Below are 18,281 nucleotides of genomic sequence, written 5' to 3' on the forward strand. Positions count from 1 at the left end.
TGCCTCGGCCTGAACCAACTACGCTATAAGTATCCCTACCACGTTCCGCTGCTCCTGGGCCTCTGGGCTGCCTAATCGTACTTGCTGGTATGCCGAAATTCTGGCATTGCGGATTCTTGCAGAAATTGACCTGAATCGTACCGACTTCCACCGGAACACGTTCATCGAGTTGGTTTGATCCTTTGAGCATAAAAATCCCCCTACCAGATTCTATCCGATAGGGGGACAAATGTTAAGAAGTTTTCAACACGTTAAGCGATCGGCTCGGCAGCAATGGCCCTGCCTTTTTATTCCAACCAAGCAAACCCACTCTGGGCAAGATTTTATTTCTGCGTATTTGAATTAAGGAATGGGCAGCACTGCAAACACAACGGTGCTCCAGATCGAATGGGATATGATTACCGGCGCGAGGTTGCCCAAGCGCCAGTATAACGCCCCCCAAAAGAGACCGGCCACGGCAGCCGCGCCGATGAGCATAAAATTAAAAGACCAGATATGCACCCCTGCGTAGACGGCTGTGGCCAGGAGCCAGCCCTGCCAGCCGCCGAAACGCTTAATGAGATTGCGCTGCAGAAATCCCCGCCAGTAGAGCTCTTCACAGGGACCGGTCACAAAAAACAGCAACGCGGCGATCACGCCCATGGGCGTCCCTTCCCCCTTGTTATAAATGGATCCGATCTGGTGTTCGGCAAAGGGAAACAATACGGTGGAAACTTTCTTGCCCAGCCAAAAAATAAAATAAAGCGCTGCGGCCGTTAAGATTCCGAGGAGGACGGCTTTAAGGTCAAATTTTATTTCTTTAAATGGTTCCGGCTGCAACCGGAAAGAAATAACAGCCAAAGAGGCTGCTGAGAAGGAAATCTTAATCCAGAACGTGCTCCAGGTCAGATAAAAGGTCACAAACCAAAAAACAGCCGCCAAAGCGACCGTTCCGGCCACTGTCGAGGAGCGAAAATCATTCCCGCTCAAACGATGTTCTCCAGGACCAGCGATGCCACCAGCAGGATGCCAAAGGCGGTGTCGAGCTGGGCGGTTCTGGCATCGGCATCCAGCGGTATTTCACGCTTCATCTGGCGCAGCAGTCTAAATGCAAGGGGAAGTGAAACCAGTACCAACAGCGACCATAAGCGCAACGGTCCCAAAAGAGACATCCACAAAACGGCAAAATACGCCGAAACCACCAGCGCTACATAGAGTCGAATCCCGTTTTTCTGACCGATCAGGATCGGCAGGGTCCGAACGTTTTTCATGCGATCATGGCTGATGTCGCGCACGTTGTTAATCAGCAAAACCAGCGCCACCAGCAATCCAAACGGCAGCGATATCCACAGTGCTTCCCGGCTGAAGCTTTGCCGCTGAATGAAATAGGCGCCTTCAACCATCAGTGGCCCCCACATCAGAAAAACCGAAAATTCTCCCAGGGCGTTATATTTGTATCTGAAGGGCGGCGCCGTGTAAAAATAACTGGCGACAACACCCACGATTCCGATAACGAGAATAACCCACCCCCGGGTTGCCGCAAAATAAATTCCCACAGCAGCGGCGATGCCGTAGAGCAGATAGGCGCCATTGCGAACCTGTTCGGGGCGAAGTTTTCCCTCCAGCAAGGGATGGGGGCGATATTTTGCGGTCGAAACATCCAGGTTGTCCACACCGCTTTGAACATCATAATAATCATTCATCAGATTGGTGGCGGCGTGCAAGACAATCATGCCGGCAAGTGTCGACAGATAAAGCGGCCAGGAAAAATATCCGTCCACGGCCGCATGGGCTGCTCCCACGCTGACCGATATGGCCGTCATGGTAAACGACCAGGGACGGCTGGCCAGAAACCAGTTGCGAAAAATATTCATTTTCAGAAAACCCCCGAACTATAAAATTTAGAATAAAATATGAATGCTGGCCTCAGATGTCAACTCTGGCACAATTGACGAATATCTTGGTGGCGATTTTTGCGGCCGTGAACTCGGAAACGTGGGAGCCCTCGATGGGGGCCAGTTCGGTGATATCGGCAGCGATAACCGTCCGATAGCGCCCCACCGCTTTGATCAAATTAACCAGTTGCCGGTAGCTCAGGCCGCCGGGTTCCGGCGTACCGGTGCCGGGAAGCACACTGGGATCAAGTCCATCAAGGTCGATGCTTAAATAGACCTTCTGGGGCAACGCTTCTATAACATTTTGGACCCAGGACTGATCCAACGGATCAATCAGATGCGCAAAAACCGGTTGAAGCCCTTTTAGCTGGATATAGTCCGCTTCTTCCTGGGAAAATGAACGTATCCCGACCTGGACCATGGGAACCCCGATATCTTCGGCAACCCGGCGCATGACACAGGCATGGTTGTAACGGCTGCCGTTCCATTTATCGCGCAGGTCCAGGTGCGCATCAAACTGGAGCACCCCGATATCCGGGTATTGTCCGGCAGCCGCCCGTATCGGACCGATGGACACGGCGTGATCGCCGCCAAGGGACAACAGAAACTTTTTTTGGGAAATAACATGGGCCGCGGCGCTTTCCATCTGGAGAACCGCCGTTTCGGGATCTCCGGACGGTATCAGCGGGGCGGCGGTGTGGATCCGAAACCTGCCCCAGTTCACCAGGCTTTCCTCGTCCAGGCTTTCAAGCTGCACGGATGCATCCAGAATATGAAAGGGGCCGTCCTTGCTGCCGGTCCCGTAGGACACTGCCTGTTCATAACACAGCGGCAGGACAACGATGTCGGCTTGGGACATATCAACGGCCGGGACTTCGTCCCCTCCGAAATTTATATACTCGGGGCATTTCATCACTCGATAAAGATCGCCGATGCGAGAACGGTTGTCCACAGATTTCCTTCAGCCCCCATGGCGCCCTGGCTGGTATGCTGGGACTTGACGATTTTACCCGACATCTGATAGATGTTGCGGCGCTCGTCATAGTCCTTGTCCGCATCGAATTCAATGCCCAGGGTATTGGCCAGCATCGATGCGGCCAGATCCTCGGCATACTCGCCCGCTTCGGTTTCAGTCTGCCCGAAACCGTGATGCTCGGAAAGATATCCGTAACGTCCGCTTTCCGCCGGGAGCGCCAGTCCGATACTGGCCACGATCCTTCTGCCGGGTTCTTTGATCTCCTGCTTGGCCATCACGCAGTGGGTAATTTCACCCGGTTCCAGACGGGTCAACCCGGTATCGATGTCAAGGATGTGACAGTGGGGAGGGAAAATGGATGAAACCGTAACCAGGTTGAGATGCGCAATGCGTGCATCCCGCAGGGCATTCTCAAAAGACGCCAGTTTCTCCCTGTCGACACCGACCCCTTTGGTAAAAAACATATATCTTGGAACAGACATGGTTGTCCCTCCTCTTCAGGTGGTATATAATAATCCCAAAGCTGGTATTTATAAATTGGGAAACATCATTTTGTCAAATTAAAAAACATGAAGGTTCGTTTTATGAAGCAATACCCAATCAATTTTGAACAGGGGCCGATCCGTCCGCCCAATGAAGCCAGAAGCCTGCTGCTGCGCTTGACCCGAAACTGCCCCTGGAATCGGTGCCTTTTCTGTCCGGTATACAAAGGCCGCAAATTTTCCCTGAGATCGGTTGAAGAAATCAAGCAGGACATACAGGCCGCCCGGAACATTGCCGATGATATCAAGGCGTTATCCTGGAAGCAGGGCTACAGCGGCGACATCAACGATGCCGTCATCAGCGCAGTTATAGATGATCCCGGCAACAGTGAAAGTTACCGCAGCATCGCCGGCTGGCTGTATTACGGCACAAATGCCTGTTTTCTGCAGGATGCCGACAACCTGATCATGAAAACCGATGATCTGCTGGAGGTCTTGAAATTTTTAAAAGAAAAATTTCCGCAAATCATCCGGATAACCACCTACTCCCGGTCACGCACCGTCATCCGCAAGTCTTTGGAATCCCTAAAGAAGATCCGGGCGGCCGGTTTGGACAGGGTCCACATCGGGCTGGAAACCGGCTACGACCCCCTGCTCAAACTTATGAAAAAAGGGGTCACCGGCGACCAGCATGTCGCGGCCGGCCGCAAGCTGCTGGAAGCCGGCATCGAACTGTCCGAGTACGTAATGCCCGGGCTTGGCGGTGAGGAAATGTGGCAGGCGCATGCCCTGGCAACGGCAAGGGTTCTCAATCAGATCAACCCCCACTTCATCCGCTTGCGCAGCCTGCGGGTGCCCCGGCGGGTTCCGCTTTACCGGAAACTCCAGGACGGCAGCTTCAGCGTGCAGACCGATGACATGCTGGCTGAAGAAATCAAATGCTTTATTGAAAACCTGGACGGCATCACCAGCACGGTCACCAGCGACCACATCATGAATCTGCTGGAAGACGTCAGCGGCAAACTCCCTGAAGATAAAGGCCGGATGCTGGACGCCATCAAAAAGTATCAGGCGCTTTCCGAAATCGACCGGCTGATTTACCGGGTCGGCCGCCGCGGCGGGGCCTACCGCTCCACCGACGATCTGGAGCGGGATCCGCAGACCTACCGGAAGATAAAAGCCCTGGTTGAGGATGTCCGGTCAAAAGAAGGCGCCAAAGGGGTTGACGACCTGATCAGCGGTTTGGCGGATCAATATATATAAAAGCCATTTTAAAACCTTACCCAAAGCATGATCGTCTCGCCTGAAAACGAAAAGACTCAATCCATGCCACTGGTAGAGAATGGAAATGGCTTTTATCCTTCATACAGAACCGCCAGTATGGTGGCTTTACCGCTTTTGGACGCAATCAGATGGGGGGTGGTGGAGAGGTAATAGGCACTGTCCCCCGGCTCCAGTTGATAAGTGTCCCCGCCGATGTCCAGCACAACCTGCCCGCCCAGAACGTAAATGAATTCTTCGCCGTCATGGACGGACCTTTTCTTTTCAGGATTTTCTTCAAGTTGAACAATCAGGGCTTCCATGTGACGCCCTTTTACTTCCGGCGCCAGGCTCTTATAGGTATAGACCTGTTTGCTGCCTTTGCGGGCGGTGGAGCGCGAAACCACCTTCTGATCGGCCTTGCGGGTTACGGAATAGAGTTTGTCGCCGACACCTGAGACCAGACGGCCTAAGGCGCTGTCCAGCGCCTTGGAAAGTTTGATGGCCGTACCCAGCTGGGGCTGAATTTTATCCGCTTCAATATTTGCCAGAAGTTCGACCTCAAATCCCGTCAGTTTGGAAAGCTCGTCGAGGGACAACCCTTTCTCCTCCCTCAGTTTTCGGACCCGACGCCCGATCCCTTCCGTCCGCCCCGGTTTTTCATTAGAGATAGCACCGGTCAGGTCTTCAAAAAAATCGACATTAATGTGAGGCTTCTCGTTCTTTTGTTTCATGGTTTTCTCCCCTGAAATTCCAACAAGGCAATTCCCCTCCGGGTTAGGATTCTTTATTTACGTCCGGTCAATTCCTTGGGTATCCGGCCGGTGTGGGCGCACTCCGACCGCAACCGCCTTCCAACGATCCGTTCCAGCATGCGGCCGGTTTGGAGCACCTTGTCTACGTCAAGGCCCGTATCGATTCCCATCTCATCCATCATTACCACCAAGTCTTCCGTACAGACCAGGCCGGTAATGCTCGGGTCGGCATAATAGTATTCACCGGTGCCTGCCACCGGAACCCCGTCCATAAAATTAGCGGGCTGTCCGCCGGTGCCCCCCAAAGTCGACTCAAAATGGGTGATGCCTGCCTGGAGGGTTGCCAGGATGTTGGCCAGGCCCCAGCCCCGGGTGACATGAAAATGGGCCACATGTTTGGTCGTGTCCGGAATAGCATCTAGGACCATGGCGTAGTATTCATAAACCTTATTCGGCGGCGCCGAACCGTCGTGGTCGGCATGCTCAATGTCATCCGCCCCGATATCCAGCCACCGGCGGGTAAATTCCAGCGCCTTTTTCATTTCCGTCGGCCCTTCAATGGGACACCCCCAGATGGTGCTGACCGTTCCGCACACTTTTATGCCGGCAGCATGGGCCTTGGGAATATAGGCTTCACACATCTTCCAGTATTCCGCCAGCGAAAGACCGGAGTTTTTGATATGATGGGATTCGCTGGTGGACACCATAAAAAGGATCCGATCGGGTCCATACCCTTCCTTGCGCGCCTCAATAGCCCGTTCCACCGCTTTTTCACGAATCGTAATGGTGGTGATTTCAACGTCGTCTATCAGATGTTTCACTTTTTTGCTTGCCTTGAGCAGTTTGGACAATTCATCCGCGTCTTTAAACTGCGGCATTCCCTTCGGATTTCCGAAATTGGTGGTTTCAATCCGTTTAAACCCTGCCAGAATCAACTGTTCAGCCACCCATAACTTGGCCTCGGTGGGAATAAATTTCTCTTCATGCTGAAATCCATCCCTGACGGTAATGTCGCCTAAAACCACTTTTTTCGGGTATTTCATTTGAGCCATCAAAATCCTCCCCCTTTTTTTGATTGTTGATTGGCGATTGTTGATTTATGATTTTTAATGTAATGGTTTTTCCAATCAGCAATCCTCAATCACCTGCCCCCGCTGATTGTTGAGTTATGATTGATGATTTTCAATTTAAAGGTTTTTCAATCATCAATCGCCAATCAACAATCATTGATCTTCAATCACTTTCCCTTATACACCGGCTTTCGTTTTTCCCGAAACGCCGCCAGCCCTTCCAGACGGTCTTCGGTGGGAATCGTGATCCAGTATGCATTTGATTCAATTGCCAGTCCCGTATGGATATCCGTCTCAAGCCCGTAATTAATCGCGTATTTGGCCTGCTCGACGGCAATGGGACCGGTTTCACAGATCATGGCGGCCATTTTAAGGCATTCCCCCAGCAGGTCGGCCGGTTCGCAGATTTTATTCACCAGCCCGATCTGCAGCGCCTCCTGGGCATCTACCCGCCGGCCGGTGAATATCAATTCTTTGGCCTTTCCCCTTCCGATCAGCCGCGGCAGCCGCTGGGTCCCGCCGCCACCCGGAATAATGGCCAGACGGGTTTCCGTCAGTCCCATGGTGGCGCTGAGCGATGCAATCCGCAGATCGCTGGCCAGGGCCAGTTCGGTCCCGCCGCCCAGTGCAATCCCGTTAACGGCCGCGATAACCGGCTTGTTCAGCTGCTCGATGTCCGTAAAAAGATTACGGATGGTCGTTATGTATTCTCTTACCTCAATATCACTCAAGGAGACGCGCTCCTTTAAGTCCGCCCCGGAGCAGAAAGCCTTTTGACCGGCGCCGGTAACGATAAGCACCCTTACCTCCGGCCGAAAACGAACGGCTTCAATCTGTTCCCGCAAGGCATGCAGCAGAGCGAAATTAAAGGCATTCATTACCCCCGGCCGGTTTAAGGTCAGTATCAAAATCCCGTTTTGTTCTTCGGTCAATAGAATATTTTCAGTCATTTTTCACCATCCATTCCGCATATTGATTGTTGATTGTTGATTTATGATTGTTGATTTAAGGGTTTCCCCAATCGTCAATCAACAATCATCAATCCGCAACCCTCTTGTCCTTCTGATTCTTGATTTATGATTGATGATTTTAAATTTAAGAGTCTTTCCAATCGCCAATCAACAATCACCAATCATCAATCCACAATCCCCTCCTGTCAGCAGCCGATAAAGCGGGAAATAACAATCCGCTGAACTTCGGATGTGCCCTCGCCGATGTCCAGAATCTTATGGTCCCGGTAAAATCGTTCCACCTGATAGTCCTTCATAAGGCCATAGCCGCCAAAAATCTGCACGGCGTGGTTGACCACGCGTCCCATTAATTCCGAACAGTACAGTTTTGCCATGGCAGCCTCTTTTCCAAAGGGTCTGTTCTGATCCCGAAGCCAGCAGGCCTTGTACATCAGGTTTCGGGCGCATTCGATTTCAAGGGCGCAGTCGGCCAGCTTAAAGGCCACTGCCTGAAATTTTGAAATCGGCTGGCCGAACTGGACCCGTTCCCTGGCATATTTTAAGGCGGCCTCGTAGGCCCCCTGGGCGCCGCCAAGTCCCATGGCGCCGATGGAAAGGCGGCCGCCGTCAAGGGTTTGGAGCATTTGGTGAAAACCGTCTCCTTTATTGCCGAGAATAGCGTCCATGGGCAGCCGGACATTGTCGAAAAAAAGCTCAGCCGTATTGGACGCCCGCCACATCATTTTCCGATGCATGGGAAGCGCCTTGAACCCGGGGGTGCCATGCTCAACCAGAAAACAGGTATATTCCGGTTTGCCGCCGGGCCGGTTTCCGGTAACCGCCTGAACCGTAACGCCCATGGACATCTCACAGGCCGCGTTGGTAATGAATATTTTTGATCCGTTCAGCACCCACTCGTCGCCGTCCTGGGTTGCAGTGGTTTTACTGCCGCCGGCATCGGACCCGGCCGTCGGCTCCGTCAGGCCAAACCCCCACAGAGCTTCCCCCCGGCAGAGCTTGGGCAGGTACTTCTGTTTTTGCGCCGCTGTACCGAAATAGTATATCGGCGCAATCCCTAAAGAATTGCCCGCAGCGATGGTTGCCGCCTGGGATCCATCCACCCGGGCGATTTCCTCAACGGCAATAATATAGGACAAATAATCCATGCCCTGGCCGTCATATTCTTCTGAAACAAAGGTGCCGAATAGACCGATCTCTCCCATTTTTCGGGTCAATTCAGCCGAAAATTCCTCTTTTTCCTCGAGCTCGGATGCCACCGGCATAATCTCCGTTTGGGCAAATTTACGCACCTCGCGGCGAATCATCTCCTGCTCTTTAGACAAATCGAAATTCAAGGGCACCTCCTCTTTCGCATTGTAAAAGGCCTATTGCCCGGGTTGATCATATATCCTGGACTGCAACAGCGGGCGCATACCCCATCCTGTCAAGGCGGGACTGGAGGCAATTTCCAATTTATGGGTGCCGCTGTGGGACTCGCTTGTTTCTGAAAAAAATGATTTCTATAAAACAGTCTTCTATTTTAGGGAATAATCGTTCTGCTATACATTTTATTGAGAGCCGCATTAGATCGAAAGATAGGCTCGGGCGTGTGTCAATCAAGAGAGGAGCGCCCTTTTCATGGCAATGGAAATTCCCGAAAATGACCGCGCGCTCAGGCATAAATATCAATATTTTAGTGTTGTTGCTCTATTTCTGTCAAGTGCTTTCTATGCCAAACCGATATCGGGTTTTGGGGCATGTAAAAACTTGACGAAAAAATCAAATGCATGTTAGGCTGACCGCGCAAGCATGCTTCTGAGAGACACCTGCTTTTTTAAAAAGATCCTCTTTTTTTTAGCCGCCGTTGCCGTTGATGAAGTTTTTACACAAAAAGGGGGAAAGAATGGATACCGAAATCAAAGCATACCGTCCCAAGCATCATATCCGCTTTGTAACGGCCACAGCTCTTTTTGACGGCCATGATGCCTCCATCAACATCATGCGCAGAATCCTCCAGGAAACCGGCGTCGAGGTCATTCATCTGGGTCACAATCGCAGCGTCCGGGAAATTGTATTTGCCGCCATTGAAGAGGATGTTCAAGGCATCGGCGTCTCCAGCTACCAGGGCGGCCATGTTGAATTTTTCAAATACATGCTGGACTTGCTGACCGAAAATGGCGCCGGCCAAATCAAAGTGTTCGGCGGCGGCGGCGGTGTGATCATACCGGAAGAAATCAGAGAACTGGAAGCTTACGGCGTTGCCAAAATCTATTCGCCGGAAGATGGCGCCGCAGTGGGGCTTCAGGGCCTCATCAATGACCTGGTCAGCAAAATCGATTTTGCAACCGGCCGGCCGGAGAAGTTAAACATCAAGAATCTGTCCTGCCGAAACAAAAGGGACATCGCCCAATATATCACCGCTGTGGAATTGCTGAAGGCTTCATCCGGCAAGGACGACCGCCGGCTTGAGCGGATACGGTCCCAGTTGCTACAAAAGACCGGAAAACGTAGAGTGCCGGTGGTGGGCATCACGGGCACCGGCGGCTCCGGCAAATCATCGTTGACGGATGAGATCATTTTGCGGCTCCTGCACGACAACAAGAATATCCACATCGCCGTTTTGAGCTGTGATCCCTCCCGACGAAAAACCGGCGGAGCCCTGCTGGGCGACCGCATCCGCATGAACAGCATCGGCGACGGAAGCGTTTATATGCGCTCGCTGGCAACCCGTCAATCCAACACAGAAGTCCCTGTAGCCCTGGGAGATGCAATTCATGTGGTGAAAGCGGCCGGTTTTGATTTGATCATCGTTGAAACCGCGGGCATCGGACAAGGCGATTCAAATATTACCGCGCTCTCGGATGTGCCGATTTATGTGATGACGAGTGAGTTCGGAGCTGCATCGCAGCTGGAAAAAATCGACATGCTCGATTACGCCGAACTGGTCGTGGTAAACAAATTCGAGAAACTCGGGGGGGAAGACGCCCTTAGAGATGTTCGCAAACAGGTCCAGCGCAACCGGCATCTCTGGGAAGCGCCCCTTGAAGATATGCCGGTTTTCGGCACCATCGCCTCAAAATTTAATGATGACGGCGTGACCGCTTTATACCATGCGATCCTGGATAGCATTGCGGCCAAGACCGGTATGACCTTTCAATCCGGTCTGCCCGAGCCCGACCTGAAAACATCTACCTCCAAAACCATCATTATCCCGACCCAGCGGACCCGTTATCTCTCGGAAATATCCGAAATCGTCAGAAACTATCACTTGCAAACCCACACCCAGGCGGCTGCCATTCGCAAGGCCTGGCACCTGCGCGAGGCTGCCGGCGCCGTCGGCCAAGACGGTTCGGCAGAAATTTTCGCACGTCTTAAAAAGGAGGTGGCAAAGGCGGAAGAGGCCTTGGCGGAAGAAACCCGCCGGCTGACTCAAGATTGGGAGGATATCAAAGAAACCTACTCAAAGGCGGAATTGACATATCAGGTCCGGGACCGTGAAACCCGTGTCCCGCTGTTTACGGAGTCCCTGGCCCATCTAAGGATACCCAAAATCATTTTGCCCGGTTATACAGACCCGGGCAAAATTTTCGAATGGCTCCGTGAAGAAAACGTACCCGGACGATTTCCTTATACCGCCGGTGTTTTTCCATTGAAACGGATGGACGAAGAGCCTACCCGCATGTTTGCCGGCGAAGGCAACCCGGCCAGGACCAATCGGCGCTTCAAGCTGCTCTCGGCCGAATCCGAAGCCAAGCGTCTGTCCACCGCGTTTGATTCCGTCACCTTGTACGGGCAGGACCCGGACAAGCGTCCGGACATTTATGGCAAGATCGGCACTTCCGGCGTCAGCATCTGCAGCCTGGATGACATGAAGATCCTGTATGACGGGTTCGACCTGTCGGCGCCCAACACTTCCGTCTCCATGACAATCAACGGTCCTGCCCCGATACTTCTGGCCATGTTTCTGAATACCGCCATCGATCAACAGGTGGACAAATACACGGTTGAGACCGGCAAGGCGCCGTCCAAAAAAACGTATCAAAAGATCCGGACGGCGGTGTTGACCAATGTGCGCGGGACCGTTCAAGCGGATATTCTCAAGGAGGATCAGGGTCAGAATACCTGTATTTTTTCCATCGACTTCGCCCTGAAGATGATGGGAGATGTCCAGGACTACTTCATCCGCAACAATGTCCGCAATTTTTACTCTGTGTCCATATCCGGCTACCATATTGCCGAAGCCGGCGCCAACCCCATTACGCAGCTGGCCTTAACGCTGGCCAATGGATTTACCTACGTCGAGTATTACCTTTCCCGGGGGATGCCCATTGACAGTTTCGCACCCAACCTCTCCTTTTTCTTTTCAAACGGCATGGACCCGGAATATACCGTGATCGGACGGGTGGCGCGCCGCATCTGGGCCATCGCCATGGCCGCTAAATACGGCGGCTCCGCCCGATCGCAAATGTTGAAATATCATATCCAGACCTCCGGCCGATCCCTGCACAGCCAGGACATTCAGTTTAACGACATCCGTACGGCCCTGCAGGCCCTGTGCGCGATTTATGACAACTGCAACAGCCTGCACACCAACGCCTTCGACGAAGCCATCACCACGCCCAGCAGAGAATCGGTCCGGCGGGCGCTGGCGATCCAGCTGATCATTAATCGTGAGTGGGGCCTGGCCAAAATCGAAAACATGAACCAGGGCAGCTTTATTGTCGAGGAACTCACAAATCTGGTGGAAGAAGCCGTCTTGATGGAATTTGACAGAATTTCAGAGCGCGGCGGGGTCCTGGGCGCCATGGAAACCGGCTATCAGCGCAGCAAGATTCAGGAAGAATCCCTTTATTACGAGTATTTAAAGCACACCGGCAAACTGCCCATCATCGGCGTCAACACCTTCCGCGACCCGGATGCCAATCTGGATGAATGGGCTGAAAGCGTCGATCTGGCCCGGGCGACCGAAGCTGAAAAAAAATCGCAACTGCGCCGGCTGTCCGAGTTTAAAAAGCGCCATGAAAAAAAGGCCGCTAAAGCCCTGGCGCGGCTGCAACAAGTAGCCCTGGCCGAAGAGAACATTTTTAGCGAGCTCATGGAGACGGTCCGGGTCTGCTCGCTGGGTCAAATCACCGAGGCGCTGTATCGGGTCGGCGGCAAGTACCGCCGCAATATGTAATCTTTTTTTACCATTTAACCTTTTTTCTATTTACTTTAAGTTCATTTTGGCGAAAAATCGATTTGACTGTTGTCCGTTGTCCGTTGCCGGTTACGAGTCCATGGAAATAATATAGATTTTCATCCTTCTACTGACCTCGGACAACTGACTACGGACAAAATTATTGGAAGGAGACGATTCAATGAAAGAAGCTGTGATTGTCAGTGCGGTTCGAACACCTTTGGGAAACTTTAACGGGTCCTTGGGCAATCTGGGTGCGACCAAACTCGGGGCCCTCGTGATTGCCGAGGCGGTCAAGCGAGCCGGCATCAAAAAGGAAAACGTGAATGAAGTCATTATGGGCCTGGTGCTCCCCTGCGGCTACGGCCAGAACCCGGCCAAACAGGCCGCCGTTCTGGCAGATATGCCATGGGAGACTGAATGCATCACCGTCAACAAGGTGTGCGGCTCGGCCTTGAAGGCGGTTATGCTGGCTGCCCAGGCCGTCCAACTCGGGGATGCCGATGTGGTGGTGGCCGGCGGCATGGAAAACATGAGTATGGCCCCCTATTTTCTCGAAAAAGCCCGTTTCGGATACCGCATGGGTCCGGGCACGCTTCAGGATCACATGATTCGGGACGGACTGTGGGATATTGTCAACGATTTTCATATGGGCATTTCGAATGAACTCTGTTCTGAAAAGTACCGCATCAGCCGGGAAGACCAGGACCGATATGCAGTGGAGTCCTACCGGCGCACCCTGGACGCAGTCGCTTCCGGCAGATTTAATGATGAAATCGTACCGGTGGAGATTCCCCAGCGCAAAGGCAATCCGGTTATATTCAGCCAGGATGAATGCCCCCGGGAAACAAACGATGAACTCATGGCTGCGATGTCGCCGGCCTTTAAAAAAGGCGGGGTTACCACGGCCGGCAACGCTTCGGTAATCAGCGACGGCGCCGCAGCCGTGGTGGTCATGTCCAAAGACAAAGCGGCCCAACTGGGCTGCCGGGTTCTGGCGACCATCGGCGCCCAGGCGTCTTATGGGATCGACATGAAATATGTCCTGGTGGCGCCTATCTGGGCCATACCCAAATGTTTGGCAAAAGAAGGCATTTCAGGAAAAGATGTGGATTTATATGAAATCAACGAGGCTTTCAGCGGGTCCACGCTGGCGGTCCTGCGGGAACTCAAATTAGATCCCGCCAAGGTAAATGTAAATGGCGGCAGTGTCGCTCTGGGCCATCCCATCGGCGCCAGCGGCTGCCGGGTATTGGTTACCCTGCTCCATGAAATGATCCGGCAGGATAAAAAGATCGGCCTGGCATCGCTGTGCCTGGGAGGCGGGGAAGCTGTTGCCATGGTGGTGAAAAGATAGCCATAAGTGACGAGTGACAAGTAAAAGCGAGCCGGTCTAGTTTTTCGCCTATCACTGGTTACTCGTTACTCGTCACTTGTCACTGATAACTTGTCACTGAAAATTATTACATCATGCGGAGGTAAAAATCAAATGGCAGTTAAAACATTCGGAGTGATCGGTTCAGGTCAGATGGGAAACGGCATCGCCCAGGTCGCCGCTGCGAGCGGGCTCAATGTCATCATGAATGACATCAATACGGAATTTGTTGAACGCGGTTTGAATACCATCTCCAAAAACCTGGCCCGCAGCGTCGAAAAAGGCAAGTTGAGCGATGCGGTTAAAAACGCAATACTCGGTCGCATCAAAACCAGTACGGCATTAAAAGACATGGCCGCTGCCGACTTTGTGGTGGAAGCGGCAACGGAAAACGAAAAGATCAAGTTTCAACTTTTCAAGGACGTGGATGAAATCTGTGCCGCCCATGTCATTCTTTCCACCAACACCTCATCGATTCCCATCGGAAGAATCGCCGCCCAGACCCAAAGGCCCGAAAAAGTCATCGGGATGCATTTTATGAATCCGGTGCCGGTCATGAAACTGGTGGAGGTCATCAGGGGACTGGCGACTTCGGATGAAACCTTTCAGACAACCTGGGACCTGGCGCTTGCGTTCGGCAAGACCCCGGCGGAAGCCAATGATTTTCCCGGCTTTATCGCCAACCGCATTCTGATGCCGATGATCAATGAAGCGGTCTACTGTCTGTATCACGGCGTCGGCTCCCGGGAAAATATCGATACGGTCATGAAGCTGGGGATGAATCATCCCATGGGGCCCCTGGCGCTGGCAGACCTGATCGGCCTGGACACCTGCCTGGCCATCATGGAAACGATGTATGCCGGATTCTGCGACTCCAAATACCGCCCCTGCCCGCTCTTGCGGAAATACGTTGAGGCAGGCTGGCTGGGCCGCAAGACCAAACGCGGATTTTATGAATATTAGGAGGCCTTATGCCGCGGAAAAAGTCAACAGCCCTGTCCCCGGTGGGCAAAAAGATAAAAAAGGTACGGCTTGAAAAAAAGATTCCCCTTGACCGCATAGCCAACGAAACCGGCTGTTCCATCGAGTACTTAAAAGCAATCGAAGCCGGCCGGCAGATGCCGCCGGTGGGAACCTTGCTGCAGATCTCAAGGGCGCTGGAGATCGACTCCGGTTTTTTCCTGAAAGAGCAGGAATCCAAATTGAAAAGCCGCATCAAGGCCTATGCCAAGCGGACCGAAAGTTATGCTTATACGACCCTGACGCCTGGGGCTGAGAATAAGCATCTGAAAGCGTTTCGTGTCACGATTGACCCGCTGCAGGATCATAAAGGCGTCGGTTACCAGCACGAGGGCGAGGAGTTTGTGTATGTGCTGACGGGTAAGGTGGAAGTGGCGGTGGGGGAGCATAAAAATGTCCTGGCAGAGGGAGATTCGCTCCATTTCAATTCGGGCATCCGGCACCAGTTGCGGAACATCAGCGACAAACAGGCCGTGCTGCTGGTGGTTATATATGGACCGTAACAATGAAGGATTCCAGGGGACAAGGGGTGAGACGACGGAAGTCAGAAGTCAGAAGTCAGGAAAAGTAGAAAAGCTTAAAACACTTAAGACGTTTAACCTCTTAACCGTGAACTATTAATTGTTAATGGTGAATGGTGAACTATGAACCGGGAACCTTTGAACCCTGAACCGTGAACTTTTTAATCCCTTAAACCCTCGAACCCCGGACCCCTTTCAATGAGCCTCGCTCCAATCGGCTCCGGAGGAAACATGACCTTTCAACTCAACGACGAACAGCTCATGATCCAGGCCATGGTCCGGGAGTTTTCCCGTAAGGTGATTCTTCCCACCGCCATGGAACGCGACCGAACCAAAGAATTTCCGGCCGACAATCTGAGAAAGATGACACAGCTTGGGCTTATGGGAATGATGGTTCCGGCGGAATACGGCGGTGAAGGCACCGATACGGTCAGCTATGTGCTGGCGCTGTCTGAAATTGCCTATTCCTGCGCTTCAACCGCCGTGGTCATGTCCGTTCACAATTCCATTGTTTGTGAGAGCCTGGTCCGCTACGGCAACACCGGCCAGAAAAAACGGTTTTTAAAAATGCTGGCGTCGGGCGAAAAGATCGGCGCCTTTGCCATGACGGAGCCCCATGCCGGTTCCAACCCGGCCGCCCAGTCGACTCTCGCGGTTCGCGATAAAAACACCTATATCTTAAACGGAACCAAGCGTTTCATCACCACCGGAAAAAATGCCGGCCTTATTATTGTAACGGCCAAAACCGATGAGGCCCAGCGGCATAAAGGCATCAGCGCCTTTATTGTCGAACAGGGCACCCCCGGTCTGATGGTGGGAAACGTCGAAGATAAAATGGGATTGTGCGCATCCGATACCGTGGATCTGGTTTTTGAAGATTGCCGCATCCCGGCGGAAAATCTGTTAAGCGCCGAAGGAGACGGCTTTAGAATCGCCATGACGGCCCTGGACGGCGGCCGAATCGGCATCGCCGCCCAATCGGTCGGGGTGGGTCAAGCTGCGCTGGATGCCGCCGTCAAGTACGCCAAGGACAGAACCCAGTTCGGTCAGTCGATTTCAAAATTTCAGGGTCTGCGCTGGATGATCGCAGACATGGCCACCGAAATCGAAGCCGCCCGGCAACTGATGCTGTCCGCCGCCGCCCTGAAAGACACCGGCAAAAACTATACCGCCCAGGCTTCCATGGCCAAGCTCTTCGCTTCCGAAGCGGTCAACCGGGTGACCGCCCAGGCGCTTCAAATCCACGGGGGTTATGGTTTTATCAAGGACTACGCGGTTGAACGGTTTTACCGCGACGCCCGGGTCTTCACCATCTACGAAGGGACTTCCGAGATTCAGCGGGTGGTGATATCCAACCACATCCTCAAGGACAAGCGCGTTGCTGATGTTCACAAACCGTGAACTAAATCTTGTGCTCTGAACCGCCCTAATATAAAAAGGTGGAGCTATGAATTGAATCGAAACCCCATTTCTCGGATTTTCAGAAGTGGGGTTTAGTTTTACGTAACGCCTATTTCTGCCGAAACATAATTTTTAAAGACTATCTTTTGTATCCTATACGGTGATAAGACTTCTCAATAATGCAAGTATCTTTGATGTAAAGTTGTCGGAATAAACGGCTGTAAGTTAAAAAGTAGCTATATGGAGGTAGGACGCTATTGGGAAACCTAAGAATATTCCAAATACTACTTATTCTGTTTCTTACCTTAGGTATTTTCGCAAACGGTGTGATAGCCGATGCCTGTTTCTGCGGACAGGCCTGTTTGCATGGTCTTCACCCTAAACCAAAAACAAAGGTGAATTTCCCTTTTCATAAGCGTTGTCCAGACAATCTATGTAAAGGCTGCGATTTGGAAAAGGGCCAAAATCTTAAAGTAGCCAAATCTGTAACCCGGACACCTAATATTAAAATCCTCGAAAGCCAGTTCATCCTTTCTGCTCTTGTCGGTTACCCTTCCGACTATCATATCCTTAAACCTTTAGACTCATTTTATGCCTGCGAAATAGCCCCATCTATACCGATTTACTTAAAAAAACTATCCCTGCTCTGTTGATTTCCTAAACATATCTGCCAGTAACAATACAGAATATGGATCTGTTTTTGCTGGCATCATCAGCATCGCTTTATTCGAGGTGCATAAAATAATACTGTAAAGTGCAATGAAAAAATGAACTATTGAACCAATTGAAATGAAAGAAAATTTTTACAAATTGGGTGAGTACAAAATCATTGAATCCGATACCGGTGAATTGAGTTGGGAAGCTCATTTTGGGTTAGGTAAGTTCCAAGAAGGACGGTGCTTTAGGAAAGGCGCGATCCTTTTCATCGGAACGGCTGAAAGCCATCACAATGGGTTTTTAAAGTCGGAGTTCATTGATCATCTTAAATCATTCCCTGACTGGATGAAGACGAAATACTATTGTGAAAATATCGAAATATTCCACTGTAAAACCGGCAAAAAAGTTTCACGAAAAGAAATGCGATTATGGGTGTTCGACCAAGGATCTGAGGAGGAAACCATAGCTTTTTCAGATAGCACCGGTGGCGATTCGAATGATTCCTTCTCCGTGATATCAGGTGAGAATTTTAATTTCAGGCTTCAACGATATGAAATCAACAAAAAGGCAGATGGTCGAGTTGTGTGGAAGACATATGCAGGCTTAAGCACCCTTAGGACTGGGGCATGTATTATTTTAGAAGACATTTTATTTTTAGGACCATTGCAAGATGAACAAACCGATTTGATCAGGCGACAATTTATTGTGAATTTAAAACAACTGCCTGAGTGGAATCAAACAAAATATTACTGCCCTAAATT

Annotated in this window: 15 protein-coding genes; 7 read left to right on the plus strand and 8 right to left on the minus strand. The window is 51.7% G+C overall.

What is annotated here, in order from left to right; translation table 11 throughout:
• Window positions 1-342: 342 nt before the first annotated feature.
• Genes P1P89_17575 through P1P89_17590 form a run of 4 tightly spaced genes read right to left on the minus strand, consistent with a single transcriptional unit; the run spans window position 343 to window position 3,332 of the window.
• A complete protein-coding gene (locus P1P89_17575; protein ID MDF1593327.1) occupies window positions 343-969 on the minus strand; it encodes a type II CAAX endopeptidase family protein in 627 nt (208 codons plus the stop codon).
• Window positions 966-1,853, minus strand: a complete 888-nt coding sequence (gene menA, locus P1P89_17580; GenBank protein MDF1593328.1) for a 1,4-dihydroxy-2-naphthoate octaprenyltransferase — start codon at window positions 1,851-1,853, stop codon at window positions 966-968. The genes P1P89_17575 and menA overlap by 4 nt, the downstream gene beginning before the upstream one ends.
• A 52-nt stretch (window positions 1,854-1,905) precedes the next feature.
• Complete coding sequence (gene speB, locus P1P89_17585) at window positions 1,906-2,826, minus strand: agmatinase (GenBank protein ID MDF1593329.1); 921 nt, start codon at window positions 2,824-2,826, stop codon at window positions 1,906-1,908.
• The gene (locus tag P1P89_17590) at window positions 2,787-3,332 is read right to left on the minus strand and encodes an arginine decarboxylase, pyruvoyl-dependent (protein MDF1593330.1); all 546 of its coding nucleotides are present in this window, start codon (window positions 3,330-3,332) and stop codon (window positions 2,787-2,789) included. The genes speB and P1P89_17590 overlap by 40 nt, the downstream gene beginning before the upstream one ends.
• A 102-nt stretch (window positions 3,333-3,434) precedes the next feature.
• Between P1P89_17590 and P1P89_17595 the strand changes: the two genes are divergently transcribed.
• Window positions 3,435-4,595, plus strand: coding sequence for a radical SAM protein (locus P1P89_17595; protein ID MDF1593331.1), 1,161 nt, complete (start codon window positions 3,435-3,437; stop codon window positions 4,593-4,595).
• 92 nt (window positions 4,596-4,687) lie between these two features.
• On the opposite strand, the gene P1P89_17600 is transcribed toward P1P89_17595, so the two are convergent.
• From P1P89_17600 to P1P89_17615, 4 genes are all read right to left on the minus strand, one after another.
• Window positions 4,688-5,326 (minus strand): cupin domain-containing protein, encoded by a 639-nt coding sequence (locus P1P89_17600; protein ID MDF1593332.1) that lies wholly within the window; start codon window positions 5,324-5,326, stop codon window positions 4,688-4,690.
• Between the two features lie 53 nt (window positions 5,327-5,379).
• Window positions 5,380-6,399 carry a pyruvate carboxyltransferase gene (locus P1P89_17605; protein MDF1593333.1) on the minus strand — a complete coding sequence of 340 codons (1,020 nt, stop codon included), beginning with the start codon at window positions 6,397-6,399 and terminating at the stop codon, window positions 5,380-5,382.
• A gap of 185 nt (window positions 6,400-6,584) precedes the next feature.
• Window positions 6,585-7,367 (minus strand): enoyl-CoA hydratase-related protein, encoded by a 783-nt coding sequence (locus P1P89_17610; GenBank protein MDF1593334.1) that lies wholly within the window; start codon window positions 7,365-7,367, stop codon window positions 6,585-6,587.
• A 206-nt stretch (window positions 7,368-7,573) separates the two neighbouring features.
• Window positions 7,574-8,722, minus strand: coding sequence for an acyl-CoA dehydrogenase family protein (locus P1P89_17615; protein MDF1593335.1), 1,149 nt, complete (start codon window positions 8,720-8,722; stop codon window positions 7,574-7,576).
• Between the two features lie 548 nt (window positions 8,723-9,270).
• Between P1P89_17615 and P1P89_17620 the strand changes: the two genes are divergently transcribed.
• The 6 genes from P1P89_17620 to P1P89_17645 all read left to right on the plus strand — a co-directional run.
• Window positions 9,271-12,546 (plus strand): methylmalonyl-CoA mutase family protein, encoded by a 3,276-nt coding sequence (locus tag P1P89_17620; GenBank protein ID MDF1593336.1) that lies wholly within the window; start codon window positions 9,271-9,273, stop codon window positions 12,544-12,546.
• Window positions 12,547-12,727: 181 nt separating this feature from the next.
• Window positions 12,728-13,903 (plus strand): acetyl-CoA C-acetyltransferase, encoded by a 1,176-nt coding sequence (locus P1P89_17625; protein ID MDF1593337.1) that lies wholly within the window; start codon window positions 12,728-12,730, stop codon window positions 13,901-13,903.
• A gap of 132 nt (window positions 13,904-14,035) precedes the next feature.
• Window positions 14,036-14,884, plus strand: a complete 849-nt coding sequence (locus tag P1P89_17630) for a 3-hydroxybutyryl-CoA dehydrogenase (GenBank protein MDF1593338.1) — start codon at window positions 14,036-14,038, stop codon at window positions 14,882-14,884.
• A gap of 8 nt (window positions 14,885-14,892) precedes the next feature.
• A complete protein-coding gene (locus tag P1P89_17635; GenBank protein MDF1593339.1) occupies window positions 14,893-15,444 on the plus strand; it encodes a cupin domain-containing protein in 552 nt (183 codons plus the stop codon).
• A 249-nt stretch (window positions 15,445-15,693) separates the two neighbouring features.
• Complete coding sequence (locus tag P1P89_17640; GenBank protein MDF1593340.1) at window positions 15,694-16,863, plus strand: acyl-CoA dehydrogenase family protein; 1,170 nt, start codon at window positions 15,694-15,696, stop codon at window positions 16,861-16,863.
• Between the two features lie 789 nt (window positions 16,864-17,652).
• The coding region (locus P1P89_17645) for a hypothetical protein (protein MDF1593341.1) at window positions 17,653-18,281 on the plus strand (629 nt) is incomplete at its 3' end.

It is taken from the genome of Desulfobacterales bacterium (genome assembly GCA_029211065.1).
Classification (GTDB): Bacteria; Desulfobacterota; Desulfobacteria; order Desulfobacterales; family JARGFK01; genus JARGFK01.